Origin of the sequence: Mesobacillus zeae (genome assembly GCF_003570705.1) — a bacterium.
GTDB lineage: Bacteria > Bacillota > Bacilli > Bacillales > Cytobacillaceae > Mesobacillus_C > Mesobacillus_C zeae.
The window spans coordinates 1-16,217 of sequence record NZ_QWVT01000027.1 but is presented as its reverse complement, the minus strand read 5'-3'; the positions used below and the strand labels follow the sequence as shown (position 1 = coordinate 16,217).

16 protein-coding genes are annotated in these 16,217 nt (G+C 48.4%); 2 read left to right on the top strand and 14 right to left on the bottom strand.

The window, feature by feature from the left end; all coding sequences use genetic code 11:
• The first annotated feature begins 252 nt into the window (after positions 1 to 252).
• Together D1970_RS15690 and D1970_RS15685 are read left to right on the top strand one after the other, a co-directional pair.
• The gene (locus D1970_RS15690; protein ID WP_142921025.1) at positions 253 to 498 is read left to right on the top strand and encodes a hypothetical protein; all 246 of its coding nucleotides are present in this window, start codon (positions 253 to 255) and stop codon (positions 496 to 498) included.
• A 229-nt stretch (positions 499 to 727) separates the two neighbouring features.
• Positions 728 to 1,744, top strand: a complete 1,017-nt coding sequence (locus tag D1970_RS15685) for a nuclease-related domain-containing protein (protein ID WP_181213332.1) — start codon at positions 728 to 730, stop codon at positions 1,742 to 1,744.
• Between the two features lie 562 nt (positions 1,745 to 2,306).
• On the opposite strand, the gene spoIID is transcribed toward D1970_RS15685, so the two are convergent.
• The 14 genes from spoIID to D1970_RS15610 all read right to left on the bottom strand — a co-directional run.
• Positions 2,307 to 3,335, bottom strand: coding sequence for a stage II sporulation protein D (spoIID, locus tag D1970_RS15680; RefSeq protein WP_119113820.1), 1,029 nt, complete (start codon positions 3,333 to 3,335; stop codon positions 2,307 to 2,309).
• Positions 3,336 to 3,388: 53 nt separating this feature from the next.
• Complete coding sequence (locus tag D1970_RS15675) at positions 3,389 to 3,676, bottom strand: hypothetical protein (RefSeq protein ID WP_119113819.1); 288 nt, start codon at positions 3,674 to 3,676, stop codon at positions 3,389 to 3,391.
• 112 nt (positions 3,677 to 3,788) lie between these two features.
• Positions 3,789 to 5,096, bottom strand: coding sequence for a UDP-N-acetylglucosamine 1-carboxyvinyltransferase (murA, locus tag D1970_RS15670; RefSeq protein WP_119113818.1), 1,308 nt, complete (start codon positions 5,094 to 5,096; stop codon positions 3,789 to 3,791).
• A gap of 32 nt (positions 5,097 to 5,128) precedes the next feature.
• Complete coding sequence (locus tag D1970_RS15665) at positions 5,129 to 5,872, bottom strand: YwmB family TATA-box binding protein (protein ID WP_119113817.1); 744 nt, start codon at positions 5,870 to 5,872, stop codon at positions 5,129 to 5,131.
• Between the two features lie 293 nt (positions 5,873 to 6,165).
• Complete coding sequence (locus D1970_RS15660) at positions 6,166 to 6,423, bottom strand: DUF1146 family protein (RefSeq protein WP_119113816.1); 258 nt, start codon at positions 6,421 to 6,423, stop codon at positions 6,166 to 6,168.
• 539 nt (positions 6,424 to 6,962) lie between these two features.
• Positions 6,963 to 8,474 carry an NADH-quinone oxidoreductase subunit NuoN gene (nuoN, locus tag D1970_RS15650; protein ID WP_119113814.1) on the bottom strand — a complete coding sequence of 504 codons (1,512 nt, stop codon included), beginning with the start codon at positions 8,472 to 8,474 and terminating at the stop codon, positions 6,963 to 6,965.
• 6 nt (positions 8,475 to 8,480) lie between these two features.
• Positions 8,481 to 9,989 (bottom strand): NADH-quinone oxidoreductase subunit M, encoded by a 1,509-nt coding sequence (locus D1970_RS15645; protein WP_119113813.1) that lies wholly within the window; start codon positions 9,987 to 9,989, stop codon positions 8,481 to 8,483.
• Complete coding sequence (nuoL, locus tag D1970_RS15640; RefSeq protein ID WP_119113812.1) at positions 9,989 to 11,851, bottom strand: NADH-quinone oxidoreductase subunit L; 1,863 nt, start codon at positions 11,849 to 11,851, stop codon at positions 9,989 to 9,991. The genes D1970_RS15645 and nuoL overlap by 1 nt, the downstream gene beginning before the upstream one ends.
• A 166-nt stretch (positions 11,852 to 12,017) precedes the next feature.
• Complete coding sequence (nuoK, locus tag D1970_RS15635; protein ID WP_119113811.1) at positions 12,018 to 12,332, bottom strand: NADH-quinone oxidoreductase subunit NuoK; 315 nt, start codon at positions 12,330 to 12,332, stop codon at positions 12,018 to 12,020.
• Entirely contained in the window at positions 12,329 to 12,853 is a 525-nt protein-coding gene (locus D1970_RS15630; protein ID WP_119113810.1) for an NADH-quinone oxidoreductase subunit J, read from the bottom strand. The genes nuoK and D1970_RS15630 overlap by 4 nt, the downstream gene beginning before the upstream one ends.
• Positions 12,850 to 13,269: an NADH-quinone oxidoreductase subunit NuoI gene (gene nuoI, locus D1970_RS15625; RefSeq protein WP_119113809.1), complete on the bottom strand. Its 420-nt coding sequence runs from the start codon at positions 13,267 to 13,269 to the stop codon at positions 12,850 to 12,852. The genes D1970_RS15630 and nuoI overlap by 4 nt, the downstream gene beginning before the upstream one ends.
• Before the next feature lie 77 nt (positions 13,270 to 13,346).
• Positions 13,347 to 14,354: an NADH-quinone oxidoreductase subunit NuoH gene (gene nuoH / locus D1970_RS15620; RefSeq protein WP_119113808.1), complete on the bottom strand. Its 1,008-nt coding sequence runs from the start codon at positions 14,352 to 14,354 to the stop codon at positions 13,347 to 13,349.
• On the bottom strand, positions 14,354 to 15,454 hold the full coding sequence (locus D1970_RS15615; RefSeq protein WP_119113807.1) for an NADH-quinone oxidoreductase subunit D: 1,101 nt from the start codon (positions 15,452 to 15,454) through the stop codon (positions 14,354 to 14,356). Before D1970_RS15615 ends, nuoH begins: the two co-directional genes overlap by 1 nt.
• A gap of 3 nt (positions 15,455 to 15,457) precedes the next feature.
• On the bottom strand, positions 15,458 to 16,217 hold a 760-nt coding region (locus D1970_RS15610), incomplete at its 5' end, for an NADH-quinone oxidoreductase subunit C (protein WP_259339686.1).

The window sequence follows — 16,217 nt, the reverse complement described above, 5'->3', positions numbered from 1 at the left end:
CTGGGGCGCTTGATGGTGACGGTTTGAGCAGGGGTATCTTGACTGGCTGGGGCGCTTGATGGTGACGGTTTGAGCAGGGGGTATCTTGGCTGGGGCGCTTGATGGAAACAGTTTGATCAGGGGGTATCTTGGCTGGCTGGGGCGCTTGATGGTGACGGTTTGAGCAGAGGGTATCTTGGCTGGCTAAGGCGCTTGATGGAAACAGTTTGATCAGGGGTATCTTGGCTGGCTGGGGCGCTTGATGGTGACGGTTTGAGCAGAGGGTATCTTGGCTGGCTAGGGCGCTTGATGGTGACGGTTGGTCCGGGGATACCGGCTATGTGGTGCAGATGGCTGGAAACGGTTGGGCTGGGGATACCTCGGCTATGTGGTGCAGATGGGTGGAAACGATTGGGCCGGGGATATCTCGGCTGGCTGGAAACGGTTGGGCTGGGGATATCTCGGCTGGTGGGCAAGAGAGGTGTGACTGGGCATGGCTGGCGGGTGGACCGCAGCTGAGTGCTGAAGTTGTTGGTGACTGACCGCAACTGGACTGATGCAGCGCTGATGATCCTGGTAAATTGGCTGCAACGGTGTTTGGTGGGGGTTTGGGTGTTTGAGGACTGATGGCTGGCTCTAACTGAGTGGCCTTCTTCTCTTCTCTTTTATAAAAATAGCGCAGCGGTTTGGCAGGATTATGGGGAGCTCCTATCGTATTTATTGAGTAAAAGAGATAGGAGAGATGCCAATGATTGCCAAACCCCGTTTTTTACCAATGCGGATTCATGTAAATCAAGCTTTAGCTCGAAGGCTTCCCAAAAACCATCCTATTATTCCAATACTTGAGAACAGCACCTCAAAAATAAACTCCGGCTACCACGGCGAAGTGGAAGTGGATTTTCATTTAAAGTACCTTGATGACAAGGAGCATCATATTTTCCGCGATTTACGGCTGTCCCACCCCCTCCATCACTTCCAACTTGATAACCTCATTCTTTCCCGCAAATATATTCTCCATTTAGAAGTCAAAAATTACACTGGAACACTTTATTTTGACGAAAAACTGAAACAGTTTTACCAGACTGCGAACAATGCGGAAAAAGGCTATCAGCACCCACTGACGCAGCTGAGGAGGCAGAATGCCCAGTTCCTTGACTGGTTGGCAGCTCGAGGATTTAGCGGCTTGCCTGTCATCTCCCAGCTTGTCTTCAGCAACCCGGCCGCGGTGATCAAGACAAATGATGCTGGCATCCGAAGGCTGGTTTGCAAGGCCGATCAATTGAAGGCACAGCTGAGTACAGTGCTTAGCTCAGCATCCGTCGATATCATGACGGAGAAGGAGCAGCGGAAGTTATCAAGGCTTTTATTGAAGGAAAATTTACCGCATAAGCCAGAGGTTCTAAAAAATTATGATATTCATTATGATGAATTGAGGAAAGGGATCCAGTGTCCCGCCTGTTCGGCCTTCTACATGAAGCGAAAGCATAGATTCTGGGTTTGCCCACATTGCCATCATCATTCAAGCCATGCCCACGTCGATGCCCTCCTTGATTACTTTCTCCTTGTAAAGCCAACTATAACGAATAGTGAGTTTAGAGACTTTATGTGCTTGTCTTCTGTTAAGACTTCCAGCAACCTTCTAGTAAGCATGGGGCTGCCTCACCAAGGCATAAATAAAGGAAGAGTTTATTTTGCTCCGCTGAATTTCCACTCTTTACTGGAAGAAAGGAGAATTCAAGTTAGAAATCACCCAATAAATAGGTGACTATCGAAGTTTTTTATTGAAAAAGTATACTTTGAGTTTTAATTCATCGTCATTATTAAGATAATAATGACGATTTTTATGTAAAGAGGTAGTTGATGATTAATTTGGTAATGAAAAATAGATGATTCTTTACTCTAGGAAGGCTAAAAACAAAAAATCAGTTCAAAAAATAGCCTTTCTTCAAGTACAACTGAAGTGTCAAGAGGATTAAAGGTACTAACGAGATTATGTAACCGATTACATATCGACATCTAGCCTGTGATTCAAATCCCTGATTTAGGATATTCCTGATTACATCCGATTTATTCCCGATTAGCCAATAGATATTCCCGATTAAAGGTAATATATTCCCGATTAACGTAATTATATTCCAAGTAGATGTATTCACAATCCATTTTTGTGATTTCATGTAAAACAAGAAGCTAATTCTAATAACAATCTTATCTTAGAAACTAAGCCGAACCGCTCCCATTTCAGGAGCGGCTCACTTCATCACATTAACGCACTGGGGGTCAGGCACGCTTTAGCGATTCACCGCACCGGGGGTCAGGCCCCCTCCCCCCTATTTCTTCGCCATCACCTTGTTGAGGAGGGCGTCGGCTGAGGAGATTTGGATGCCCTTGTAGTAGTGTTGGACGATGTCTTTGTAGTTCTTGCCTTCTGTTGCCATTCCGTTCGCTCCGTACTGGCTCATTCCGACTCCATGCCCGAAGCCTTTCGTGTTGATGATGACGTTGCCGCCTTTCAGCGTCCAGGTAAAGTCGCTCGACCTTAACGCGAGCTTATCCCTTACTTCTTTTCCGGTTAGAGTCTTGCCGCCGATTTCCAGCTTTCCGACCCGCTTGCCGGTTGTCCGTTCAGTGACACTTCCGATGGACGCAGCCCCGCCAAGCTTGACACCAAGTTTCCGTTCGAACTCACTAAGCGGCATGACCGTCTGGCTTGTGTATTTCGGCGACTTTTTGTCCCAAGGGCTTTCCACACTCCGCAAATAGGGGAAGGAATTCTCCCAATAGTCCTCTGAATTCTCAGTATAGCCGTTGCTTGTCGAAAAGAAAGTAGCATCAATTGGAGCACCCTCGTATGTTAGAATCTGGCCGTCCGTCGCTCTCACGGCATCCGCCACTTTCTTGATCTTCCATTCATATTCCGCTCCCCACTGCTGTTTCAGCTCATCTCTGTTACGAAAAACCTGGTGATTCTCCGTATCCGAGACTTGGGCACCATCAGGGAGACCCGTTTTATCAGGGCTCATCAGCTGCTTGACAAAATATGTCCTTGCCGACAATGCCTGTGCCTTCAATGCCTCCACTTCGAAATCCGCAGGCATTTCTGCTGCTACAACTCCAATCACGTATTCATCAAGCGGAAGCTTTTCCAACGAGGACTTTGCCATCCGGAACACCGTCACGTCCACAGCAGAATCTGCGGATGGGACAGAGGCAGCCTGGTCACCCACCGGTTTTGCCTTTTCCCCCAGCTTTCCGTTCGCCTTCTCTTCGGTAAAAGGAAGGACTAACACCGAGGGCACAAGTAGAGTGACTGCAAATAGAATGGCGGATAGTACGATTAATGGTTTGAATTTTAACATAGATAAAGCCTCCACTGTAAAAATTAAAACGGAGAATCCCGTCTCAATTAATCCTATGGAGAAGGACAAGCAATTATGACAGAATATTCGTCCGAAACCTCTTCTCTGATGCCGGTAAAAATTACCATACCATCCCAGCGTCCCTTCTCTGATTCCTGCAAATTCACCAGCCTCGCCCGGACTCCCTTTTCTATTTCTCGGTATAAATCACCATCCCCGGCCGAAATCCCTTCTCTGTTCCGGTAAAAATCACCACACCATCCCGGCGTCCCTTCTCTGATTCCTGCAAATTCACCAGCCTCGCCCGGACCCCCTTCTCTATTTCCGGTAAAAATCACCATCCTATGCCACCTATAAAATCGCCCCCACATTTTTTTCCAAAACTAAAAACCGCAGAACCATACTGGGGACAGCATAATTCTCCGGTCTCAGGAGTGATTTATTTTATTATCGTTATGCGTTCATGTCGGAAACAAACTTTTCCGATGCAAAGATTTCGTCTGCTTCCTTCACGCGTTCAATGTCTGCTCCAAGTGCAGCAAGCTTCTCATGGAAACCAACATAGCCGCGGTCAAGATGCTTCAGTTCCGTAACGCGTGTGACTCCGTCTGCTACCAGACCTGTAAGAATCAGTGCGGCTGCAGCGCGAAGATCGGTTGCTGCCACTTCTGCCCCCTGGAGGCCGGATGGTCCGTTCATGATCACAGAGCGGCCATCAATCTTGATATCAGCGTTCATGCGGCGGAACTCTTCAACATGCATGAAACGATTTTCAAAAACAGTTTCGGTAATCATGCTGGTGCCCTGGGCACGAAGTAGCAATGCCATCATCTGTGACTGCATGTCAGTCGGGAAGCCTGGATGCGGCATTGTCTTGATGTCGACAGCCTTCATCTTGTCAGGTCCGATAACCCGCAAGCCTTCTTCCTCTTCTTCAATGATGACACCCATTTCTTCCATTTTCGCAATAACTGAAGACAAATGCTCTGGAACTGCCCCCTTAACGAGTACATTTCCGCCCGTGATTGCTGCTGCCACCATGAAAGTACCAGCTTCAACGCGGTCTGGAATGATTGAGTGCTCCACTCCGAACAGCAGGTTCACACCTTCAATGCGGATGGTGCCGGTCCCGGCTCCCCTTACTTTTGCCCCCATTTTGTTCAGGAAGTTAGCAAGGTCGACGATTTCCGGTTCTTTTGCTGCATTTTCAAGGGTTGTTATTCCCTTTGCAAGTACAGCCGCCATCATAATATTTTCCGTAGCGCCAACACTTGGGAAATCCAGGTATATTTTAGCGCCGTGCAGCCCGTCTAGTGCTTCTGCTTCGATAAAGCCGTTTCCTACCTTTACAGTCGCTCCCATTGCTTCAAAGCCTTTTAGATGCTGGTCAATCGGACGTGATCCAATTGCACACCCGCCAGGCAGGGCCACGCGGGAACGGCCATTTCTTGCTAGCAGTGATCCCATAACAAGTACTGAAGCACGCATTTTGCGAACGTACTCAAATGGCGCCTCGATTTCTAACTCTCTTGATGCGTCTACAACAACTGTATTATTTTTAAACTCCACTTCGGCGTTTAAAGAACGTAAAACCTGGTTGATCGTATATACATCGGAGAGAGTTGGCACATCACGAATAACGCTTTTTCCATCACTTGCTAATAATGTTGCAGCGAGTACAGGCAAAACAGCATTTTTAGCTCCTTCTACTTTAACAGTGCCGCTCAGCCTTTTTCCGCCGCGGACGATGATTTTTTCCAAGTGTATTCCCCTCCGCGTCCAATTTCTCTATATTAATATTCAATCGTTATGATGGGTGTGCCAACTACGATAGTAGTCTTACCGCCCATATCCTGTGTTTTCCTTATTCCAAGCTGCAAGTTCATCTTATGTTCATCTGTCATGGATGTGTCGAATAAAGGCGAAAAAGCAGATGTAGAAATAAATGAATGCTCTTTTAATGCTTCCAATTCTTCTGCATCGAATGATTTTAACAGCCTTTTCATGTAAATGGGCAAAGACGTATCCATCTTATCACTGAGTTCACCCTTTATACAAGAGAAAACTTTAGCTTTTTCGCGAAAAATGTCAAATAATCTGTTTTTTATTTCCGTGTTTAAAAATGTTTCCGTTTTGTCATTCCAGGAATGACCTCTGACCTCATACATGACGTACGTATGTAATCTGCCGTCCGTGTCTGTCGTTATGATCTTCAGTTTTTCCTGATGGCGGGTGGAATCAGATACAGCAGTCAAGGTTCTTTGCTGCTTAGATTCCTCTTGCTTCCATGTCCACTCCGGTAACTTACTTTTCAAACCAGATACCAAATTGTCTAGATCTTGTTGTGTTTGAACATCTTCCATTCTTTCCCGTGCGTATATTGACCATCCATTGATCAAAATATGTTCGTCCCCAAGGACTTCGGCCAGTTTTGGCAAAACCTGTCCCGAGTCCGCTACAGTCGTCCTATTCCCAGCCTGCAACATAACAAAACCAATAATGCCAAAAAATGATACCAACAGTAAAAGTTTCTTCATCTCTGTAACGCCTCCCCTTAGTACCATTTTTACCATGGTGGTGGGGAGCATACTTGGGAAATGTCGTCACTTTATGACAGATATCGATTCTACGGCAACTGGTCCGGGTGTTTTAAAAGTTTGCAATATGTATCACATACTCAAACATGAACACAAAGACAATCATACTGAAAATTGCTGTGTTTGAAAACATGTATGAAGACCTAATTTTTTACCAATTCAGCCTAACAGCCAGATTATCGTCTTTTGTGGGCTCAGGTATTTTTCAACATAATAACCCGTACCCCTATTACTTAAAGGACTGAGGGCAGGACCAGCTGAAAAATAGTAGGCAACCGCCTGGACATATTAAGGTAATCAAGGAAGAAATTGCTCACGGTAGAACCAAGCGCAATGGACATAAAAATATATAGGATCCTGGCTTGGAAGACTCGGTTCTGTTTCAGCAGCCGGTCAAACTGCAGTGCCTGCAGTGCCCACCATGCAACTGCAATAAATACAAGATGTGAGAGAATGCCAAGGAGCGCATTTGAGCCAAATTCTGTAATCATCTTCTTTCCCCTTCCATTCACTGCCTGTTTTTTCACAGGCCTTTCAGCCCGAGAAAAAGACAGGTTCCTTCCCCGCTATTATAGACGAATAGACGGCACAAAAGTTTCATTTTTCCAAGAAAAAAAGGAGCCGGCATTTTGGCCGGACTCCCTCTCTCTATAAAACCCCTTTTTGGACCATTCCCCAGGCTTCTCCCAAGCCTGAGAAATAAAAATGCCTTCCCTAAATCCCCTTCCCCCGAACTGGATTTAGGGCTGGTTCCCATAATACCCAGGAACCAAGACAATTGTTTCAATATAACAGTTTACTTCATAGTCCCTTATCTCTCCAATAACCGGTTATTGGAGAGATAAGGAGCGGTTTTGCTGTGGTAACCGCTGACTGCAGAAAATTGTAATTGATTTTACCATTACAACCGTTGACTGCAAAATTCATTGAATCGGTTGAGTTGCGGTGGCAACCAGTTACTCCAACAATCGATTTTATCGTGATAACTAGCTCCTGCGAAAATTCCAACCGATTTTTCCCTGACAACCACTTACTGCAGAAAATCAATGAACTGGTTGAAATTGCTGTTGAAAAAATCGAATGCGAGCTGCGGCATGATTCCGAATACAACGGTTGCCGCTGCGCAGATGATGACTGTTATAACTGTCCCTGGCTGCAGTGCGATTTTTTCGTGATGCGCTGCAGGACGGAAAAACATTTGTGTCAGGATGCCGAAGTAGTAGAAATAGGATACGACCGTTGTGGCAATCATGATGGAAACAAGCACATAATGCGCCGGGTCAACCATAAGCGCACCCAGGAAGATATCCAGCTTTCCAATGAAGCCTGCGGTTCCTGGAATTCCGGCAAGCGACAGGATGAAAATGGCCATCGCGCCTGCCAGCAGCGGCGAACGGCGGTAAAGCCCTGCAAAATGGCTGATATCCTCCGTGCCTTCCTTCATGGTCATGAGCTGGATGATGGCAAAAGCGCCAAGGTTCATGAACAGATAAGCCAGCAGGTAGAACCAGATTGAATCGAACATCACGACTGACATCGCTGAAAAAGCCACGAGGATGTAGCCGGCATGCGCGATACTAGAATAGGCGAAAAGCCTTTTGATGCTTCGCTGCCTAAGGGCGATCACGTTTCCGATGATCATTGTTGCCCCGGCCAGGAAGCCGATATAATCCTGCATTGAAAACAAAAGCGGTAAATCGCTGTCATTAGATGGCACCGCGGCAAAAACCGACAATATAACGCGCATCATGATGACAAACCCGGCTGTTTTCGATACAACGCTCAGGAACGCTGTAACCGGAGTTGGAGCCCCCTCGTACACATCCGGCGCCCACATATGGAACGGTGCTGAGGCAAGCTTGAACGATAGGCCGACAAAAATCATCAGGAATGCCAATCCAAGGATATAGACATGCTGCGGATTATCTATTTGTGAAAGCAGTCCTGCCATTTCCCTCAGGTTTGTCGTCCCGGTTATTCCATAGACATAGCTCATTCCGAACAAGGTAATGGCCGTTGATATGCCGCCGTTGATGACGTATTTCATGGCAGATTCGTTTGAGCGTGTGTTTTTCTTGCGTATCCCGGCAAGAATATATGAAGAGATTGACAGAAGCTCAAGTCCGACAAACAATGTAATCAAGTCTCCGCTTGAAGACATCATCATCGCACCAAGCAGCGCTGTCATGAACAAGTAGAAAAATTCTCCCCTGTATTCCTCCATGCCTTCTTTCGGCTTGTAATCGATGGCGAGCAGCATGACAAGCGCGGCACCGCCCAAAAGCAGGAGCTTGAAAGCTTTGGCAAAAGAATCAAGCCGGAAAGTATCGTGCAAAATGGATGCTGTATCCTGGCCGAGCAATAGAGTCAGGCTCACAATAGCTGCGACGATGCCAGCTAGACCAAAGAAACCAAGGATGTTCCTGTTCATTTTTTTCGGCATGAACAGATCGAGCACTGCCAGGATTGTTGCTGTCCCCAGGATCAGGAATTCAGGGGTCATCATCCCCCATTGAAATGAAAGCAATTTATCCAAATCCATCCTTCATCAACCCCCTAACCCGAGCAAGACGGACTTTAACGGTTCGCTGAGCACAGCCGGATAAACCCCGATCAGCACGATCAGGCCGACAAGCACTAGAACAGGCGCCCACTCATATGAGCGGAGATCCGTAATACCTGCGAATTCGCGGTCAGCCCTGCCGTAAGTAATGGCAAGAACTGCACGGAGCAGGTAAACTGCCGTCATGATAATGCCAAGTGTTCCAACTGCGGCGAGCCATGGCATTTCTTCGAATAAACCAAGGAAGGCCATAAATTCAGAGACAAAACCCGACATTCCTGGAAGTCCAAGCGATGCCATCGCACCTGCAAGCAGGAAGCCTGAAGCAATCGGCATTCCTTTGGCCATTCCGCCAAGCTTAGAAATGTCAGTTGTATGCGTTCTTTCATAGAAAACACCGACAAGGAAGAACAGCAGAGCCGAGATCAAGCCATGTGATACAACCTGGAAGATCGCTCCCTGAATCCCTGCCTGATTCAATGCTCCAAGGCCGATCAAGACAATTCCCATATGGGAAATGGATGAATAGGCGAGGACCATTTTGAAATCCTTCTGGATAAAAGCAAGGAATGCTCCATACAGCAGGTTGATGACTCCAAGCACTGCCAGCACAACAGCCAGTTCCTTAAACTGCTCTGGAAAAATTCCCATTCCAAAGCGGATGAGACCGTATGCCCCAATTTTCAAAAGAATCCCGGAGTGCAGCATAACAATAGATGGCGGAGCTTCAACGTGTACACGTAGCATCCAGCTGTGAAGCGGGAAGATTGGAAGCTTGATTCCAAACGCAACAAGCAAAGCAATCAGCAATCCATACTTCACCGAATCCGACAGCGGCGTAATCAGGTCTGAATTCGCAGTGTTCACAAGGATTTTCAGCGCCTCGATGTTCGTAGTCCCTGTACGGGCGAACAGCACCATGATGACGATGAGCAGTATCGCTGAGCCCAAGCCATTGTAGATCAGGAAGCTGTAGGCTGCTTTTTCTTTTTCAAAAAAGCCCCATTTCCCGATCAGGAAGAACATCGGAATGAGTGTCAGCTCGAAAAAGACGAAGAACAGGATGAGGTTTTGCGCTGTAAAGACGCCAAGCATCCCGATTTCAAGCAGCAAGAACAGCATGTAATAACCCTTCCATTCTTTTTTGATATGGAAAGAAGCTATTGCGGCAAGCGTTGACAGGATCGCAGTCAATACGATCATCAGGAGCGAAAAGCCGTCAATCCCTAGCTCGTAATAGACTGTAAAAAAATCTTCTCCCATTTGTGGGAGGTTTCCAAACTGGATCCAGCGGACCCTTTCCGAAAAGTCGGCAAGATCCTTACCCATTAAGCGGGAAACATAGGCCATCAAAGCCAGTATGGCTGGCGGCAGTGTCGCCATGAAGCCCAGCAGTTTGATGCTTTTCTCACTATCCTTTGACATGAAGGCGAGCAGGATGATCCCCAGCAGCGGAGAAAAAACCAGCAAGCTTAAATAGTAGCTTTCATTCATTATAGGTAACCCCCTGTCAGGGCAAAGATGACCATCAGGACGGCAAGCCCGACAAAGGCAATCGCGCCGTATGTCTGCACTTGTCCGCTCTGTATTTTCGAACCTGTTTTGCCGAGGGTCTGGACAAAGACGGTGACCGTCTTCACAAGGCCTTCAACAAGGAAAGTCTCGATAAAACGCAGGAACAGGCTGACGGCCTTGGCGCCGTATACGAACGTCATGCCATAAAATTCATCAATATAATACTTGTTGCGTAGCACATTGTACGTCAAAGGTGCGCGGGAGATAAGCCAGTCGCGGCTGATCGACCGTTTTACATAAATCAGGTAGGCAAGCAGGATGCCGGAAAGCGACACAAGCGTTGCCACTATCATAATCCATGCTGGCCCTTCAACATGCCCGTGACCCAGCGCGCTGTTGCCTTCGACGAGCCAGTCGCCAAGGAACGTTCCGAACCACGGAGTGTTGATATAACCCGAGGCAATTGCAAGGACCCCAAGAACAGCCATCGGGAAAATCATCGAGCCCGGTGATTCATGCACGTTCTTCATATGGGTGCGGGCTTCGCCGGCAAACACCATGAAGAACAGGCGGAACATATAAAACGCGGTAAAGAAAGCAGCCGTGACAGCGAGCCAGAACAATGCCTTATTTCCATGCACCCAAGCTGCTACTAAAATTTCATCTTTACTGAAGAAGCCTGAGAAAAGCGGAACGCCGCTGATGGCAAGCGTACCGATCAAAAACAGTGGTGCCGTAAAGCGCAGCTTCTTCCATAGGCCGCCCATTTTTTCAATGTCCTGCGTATGCACGGCGTGGATGACGCTTCCTGCTGCCAAGAACAGCAGAGCCTTGAAGAAGGCATGTGTCATCAGATGGAAGACACCCGCCACATAGCCCGCAGAACCAAGTGCCAGCATCATATAGCCAAGCTGGCTGACGGTCGAGTAGGCAAGGACACGCTTGATGTCTTTTTGAACAATCCCGATACTCGCTGCGAATATGGCGGTGAAGGCACCGATGACGGAAACCGTCATTAACGCTGTTTCGCTAGCCGCGAACAGCGGGAACGTAGCGGCTACAAGGTAGACACCCGCCGCAACCATTGTCGCTGCGTGAATCAGGGCAGACACTGGCGTCGGCCCTTCCATCGCATCCGGAAGCCATGTGTGGAGCGGGAACTGGCCTGATTTTCCTACTGCCCCAATAAAAATCAGGATGGCAGTGAGGGTGATCATTGTTTCTGAAACCGCGCCTTCTTTTACAGAGGCAAAAATTTCATCGTATTCGAAGCTGCCAGTCTGCCAGAATAGCAGAATCATGCCGATCAAAAGGCCAACGTCCCCGATCCGGGTCATGATGAACGCTTTTTGGGCAGCATGCTTGGCGCTTTCTTTGTAAAAATAAAACCCGATTAGCAAGAATGAGCCAAGCCCGACAAGCTCCCAGAATATATACGTCTGCAGCAGGTTCGGCGAAAGCACCAGGCCGAGCATCGCAAACGTAAACAGGCCGAGGTAGGCATAAAAGACTGGAAACCGCTCGTCTCCATGCATATAGCCTCTGGAGTAAATATGTACTAAAAAGCTGACAAGCGAGACGATTACCAGCATCAAAGCGTTTAACTGATTCACTTCAAATCCCGCGGTTAACTTCAAGTCCCCTATCGTAAGCCATACTGATTCCGATTTAAACGTCGGTTTCGTAAAGCGTTCCGCCAGCATATATACAGACATGGCGAGAGATGCAAGGGTCAGCAGGATGCCTGCGTATGCGCTTGCTTCTCTCAGCCGCCTGCCGGCGATAAGAAGGACTAGAAACGATAAAAGCGGGAACAGCGGAATGAGCCAAGCATTCTCCATCTATATCACAATCCCCTTTTTTTGACGCGGCCGTTTCTCCGTTTATCGCGCGTCTTAGTGGGCCCGCGCTATGCGGGACTAATGACCAGTTCACTGAAGCTTTCATTGGCGCCACGGTACCGAGAAAGTCCGCTAGCGCCAAACAGCACTGTTCTAAGGCAGCTGCCTAGTGCTTCAACTGGTCCATTTCATCGATATTGACTGTTTTGCGGTTGTTGTATAGGGCAATCAGGATTGCAAGCCCGATAGCAGCCTCAGCAGCGGCAATGGCGATCGCAAACAGCGCGAATATCTGGCCATTGATCGACGGGGCTGGCCCATATTTACTGAAGGTGACGAGATTGATATTGACTGCATTCAGCATCAGTTCAATTGAAATCAGCACAATGACGGTGTTCCGCTTAGACAGAGCTCCGTACAGGCCGATGCAAAAAAGAATCAGGGCAAGGGCGAGAAAGGCTGAAACAGGCACATTGCTCATTCCTTATCCCCCTCCTTCCCATTATCGTCTTTCCTTGCAAGGATAATGGCACCAACGAGGGTAACCAGAAGGACGACAGACGTCAATTCAAATGGAATGATGTAGTCTGAATATAAAGCAAGCCCTATCTGTTCTGTATTTTTCACATGAAGCGAGCTTGTTTCGGATGTAAAATCGAGATCATATATGCCAATATAAACGGCTGCCCCAAAAGCCAACACACCGAGGAACAGGAGGATTTTCCTCCACCCTATCCCCTTCGCCTCGCTCTCATCATTATGCTTCGTGAGCATGATTCCGAAAAGCATGATGATGGTGATTGCGCCTGAGTAGATCAGGATCTGCACAGCGGCAAGAAATTCAGCTGAAAGAAGGACATAAATCCCTGCGATGCTGACAAATGTGAAGACGAGCGCAACGACCATATGGACCACCTTTGTCAGGTTGAGCAGCAGCACACCGCCCATGATGGCTACGAGCGCAAGTCCGATGAATGCAATAAATTCGCCAGATAACATCATGCCTTATTCACCTTCCGTATGTTCTCGTCGTTTTCATCGAGCCATTGGAGGTTCTTGAACAATTCATCCCGGCTGTATTCGGCAAGCTCGAAATTGTTGGTCATAATAATTGCTTCTGTCGGGCATACCTCTGTGCAAAGATCGCACAGGATACAAATTTCGAAATTGATGTCATACGTATCAATGATTTTCCCTTTTTTCGCTGGATCCGGATGTTTCTTTCCGGTTAATTGAATGCAGTCTGTCGGGCAGATGTTCGCACACTGGTTGCAGACAATGCACTTTTCCGGATAAAACTTCTGGATTCCGCGGAACCGGTCCGGAAGCGGAAGCGGCTCTTTCGGATAGTCGTACGTCACCTTTTGGCGGGTCAGGTTCTTAAGGGTATATGATAATCCTTTAGCCAGTCCTAGCACGTAATTCACCCCTTATTTGAAAAGTTCGGAACAGAGGCAGGAGCCCGTTCCGCCTCGAAACGCGCGAGGCACTCTTATTAAAAAATAGTAAGCAGTTCCTTTAACAATGCGGTCAGGAATATATTGGCCAGGGCAACCGGCAACAGCACTTTCCAGCCAAACTCCATCAGCTGATCGGCCCGTACGCGCGGGAAAGTAACCCGGAACCAAATCAGGATAAAGACAACAAGGCTGAACTTCAATGCGAACCAAACGGCACCCGGAATGAAGCCTAAAAATGGCAACGGCAGCCAGCCTCCGAGGAACAGCACCGTGATCAACGATGACATCGCGAAGAAATACACGTACTCGGATAGCATGAAGAATGCCCAGCGGAAGCCTGAATACTCGACGTGGAAGCCGGCAACAAGCTCCGACTCTGCCTCTGGCAGGTCAAACGGCGCCCGGTTCAGCTCGGCAACGGCCGCAATCAGAAAGACGATGAAAGCGATTGGCTGCAGGATGATGAACCAGCCATCCTTCTGGGCCTCGACAATGTCATTCAGGTTAAGGCTGCCTGACAGCAGGATGACACCAAGGACGGACATGACGAGCGGGATTTCGTAGGAAATCATCTGCGCGGCAGCCCGCATCCCTCCGAGGAGGGAATATTTGTTGTTCGATGCCCAGCTTGCGGTGACAACCCCAACCGTCGATAAGCCAGAAATAGCAATATAGTACAGTAGGCCGACACCAATATCGGCAAACTGCAGTTTATCTGTGAACGGAATGGTTGCTACGACCATAAAGGCCGGCGCAAACGCAATCACAGGGGCCAGGATGAACAGCGGCCTGTCCGCAAGCTTAGGGATTGTGTCTTCTTTTAACAAAAGCTTGAGAACGTCAGCGACTGTCTGGAGCAGCCCCCACCGGCCGCCTACTTGGTTCGGGCCGTGGCGGAGCTGCATGAAGCCCATGACTTTCCGCTCTGCAAGGATGGCATATGTAACAAAGCCTAAAATGACGAATAAAAACACTGTGGCGAGCAAAAAGAAGATCCCAAAGTTTGCCCAGCCCGGGCTGGAATACAGCAGGTCCTGGATCATTATCCGTCTACCTCCCCAAGAACGATGTCAATCGCCCCAAGAATCGCAATCAAGTTGGCGATATTTTCACCCACCAAAAGCTTCGGAAGGATTTGGAGATTGTAAAATGACGGACGCCTGAATTTCAGCCGATACGGTTCTTTTTTTCCGTCGCTAGCGATATAGCACCCGATTTCTCCCCGTGGCGATTCGATCCTTACAAAAGCTTCGCCTTTTGGCGCCTTGATGATTTTCGGAACCTTTGCCATGATACTGCCTTCCGCTGGAAACTGGACAGCAGCCTGTTCAAGTATTTTCAGCGACTCCTCGATTTCAGCGAGCCTACACTCGTAGCGGGCCCATGCATCCCCTTCCTCGCGGGTGATGACATCGAAATCGAATCGGTCGTAGATTGAGTACGGCTCATCTTTCCGAAGGTCCCATTTCACTCCCGTGCAGCGGGCGTTCGCTCCGCTCAGCGAGTATTGAAGGGCCTCTTCCTTCGTGTATTTCCCAACGCCTTTTACCCGGTGGACGAAGATTTCGTTTCCGGTTACAAGCTGATGGTAGCCTTTCAGCTGTTCGCGCATATATGGGACGAACTCGGCGACTTTTTCAATCCAGCCTTCAGGTGCATCCCATTTCACGCCGCCAACCCTCATGTAGTTGAATGTCAGGCGTGCACCTGATAGTTCATTCAGCAGGTTGATGATCATTTCGCGCTCGCGGAAAGCATACAGGAATGGGCTGACCGCACCAATGTCAAGCAGGTATGTTCCCCACCAGACGAGGTGGCTGGCCACCCTGTTCAGTTCCATGGCAATGACCCTGAGGTATTCAGCCCGGTCAGGCACCTCGATTCCCATCATGGTCTCGACCGCATGGCAGATTACATAGTTATTGGTCATAGAAGAGATATAATCCATCCGGTCAGTATAAGGAATAATCTGTGTATATTGAAGATTTTCAGCAATTTTTTCAGTCCCGCGGTGCAAATACCCGATTACCGGCTTTGCTTCTGTGATGATTTCCCCATCAATCTTGACGACAAGGCGGAACACACCGTGCGTACTCGGGTGCTGCGGGCCAACGTTGAGCAGCATTTCTTCTGTGCGAATCACCTGCTACACCTCCACATCAAACGGTTCATAGTCTTTTCTCATCGGATATCCTATCCATTCTTCCCCAAGGAGAATCCGTTGGAGGTTCGGGTGTCCGGTGAATTTGATGCCAAGCAAATCATACGCTTCGCATTCAGGCCATTCTGCTCCGGCCCAAAGCGGCTGGAGCGATTCAATTACCGGCTCGCTGCGGTCGACTTTGACTTTGAGCGCAAGCGGCTGGCGGTTTTTATAGGAGTACAAATGCACATAGATTTCCATATGTGTTTCGAAGTCGGTTCCGTGCAGTTCGGATAAATAGTCGAATCCGAGCCGCTCGTTGTACTTGAGGAATTGAGCCATTTTGTAGTACGACTCTCTTTTGACCACAATTGTCGGCACATCTTTTGACAGGCTGTTAATATAGGAATCTTCGAGTATATCCTGGCCAAGATGCTCCCCAATGATCTTCACGTATTTATCAAGCAGCGGCTGGTTCGGCGATGGCTGTTTTTCCTCGGCAGGCTGTTCCGTCCCTTTGCCGGAGGCTGCAGCTTTCGCTTTTGCTGCGGCTGCTGCCTTTGCTTTCGCTGCGGCAATCGCTTTCGCTTTCGCATCATCCGTGCCGGCGTCACCACCTGCCATTGCGGCAGCCTTCGCCTTTGCGGCTGCGGCCGCTTTGGCTTTCGCTGCGGCTGCCGCTTTCTTTTTCGCCAGGTCTGCGTCTTCTGTTTCTGATGGTGCCGGCGCTTCTGACTGCTCTTTCGCTTTCATTTTTGCCAGT

What these genes read in the sequence shown, in the direction of transcription:
- D1970_RS15685 (WP_181213332.1), top strand. Translation starts at nt 728, where the DNA reads ATGATTGCCAAACCCCGTTTTTTACCAATGCGGATTCATGTAAATCAA.
- D1970_RS15660 (WP_119113816.1), bottom strand. Translation starts at nt 6,423, where the DNA reads ATGATTACAGAATTTGGCTCAAATGCGCTCCTTGGCATTCTCTCACAT.
- spoIID (WP_119113820.1), bottom strand. Translation starts at nt 3,335, where the DNA reads ATGTTAAAATTCAAACCATTAATCGTACTATCCGCCATTCTATTTGCA.
- D1970_RS15665 (WP_119113817.1), bottom strand. Translation starts at nt 5,872, where the DNA reads ATGAAGAAACTTTTACTGTTGGTATCATTTTTTGGCATTATTGGTTTT.
- nuoK (WP_119113811.1), bottom strand. Translation starts at nt 12,332, where the DNA reads ATGAGCAATGTGCCTGTTTCAGCCTTTCTCGCCCTTGCCCTGATTCTT.
- D1970_RS15645 (WP_119113813.1), bottom strand. Translation starts at nt 9,989, where the DNA reads ATGAATGAAAGCTACTATTTAAGCTTGCTGGTTTTTTCTCCGCTGCTG.
- nuoN (WP_119113814.1), bottom strand. Translation starts at nt 8,474, where the DNA reads ATGGATTTGGATAAATTGCTTTCATTTCAATGGGGGATGATGACCCCT.
- D1970_RS15675 (WP_119113819.1), bottom strand. Translation starts at nt 3,676, where the DNA reads ATGGTGATTTTTACCGGAAATAGAGAAGGGGGTCCGGGCGAGGCTGGT.
- nuoL (WP_119113812.1), bottom strand. Translation starts at nt 11,851, where the DNA reads ATGGAGAATGCTTGGCTCATTCCGCTGTTCCCGCTTTTATCGTTTCTA.
- nuoH (WP_119113808.1), bottom strand. Translation starts at nt 14,354, where the DNA reads ATGATCCAGGACCTGCTGTATTCCAGCCCGGGCTGGGCAAACTTTGGG.
- D1970_RS15630 (WP_119113810.1), bottom strand. Translation starts at nt 12,853, where the DNA reads ATGATGTTATCTGGCGAATTTATTGCATTCATCGGACTTGCGCTCGTA.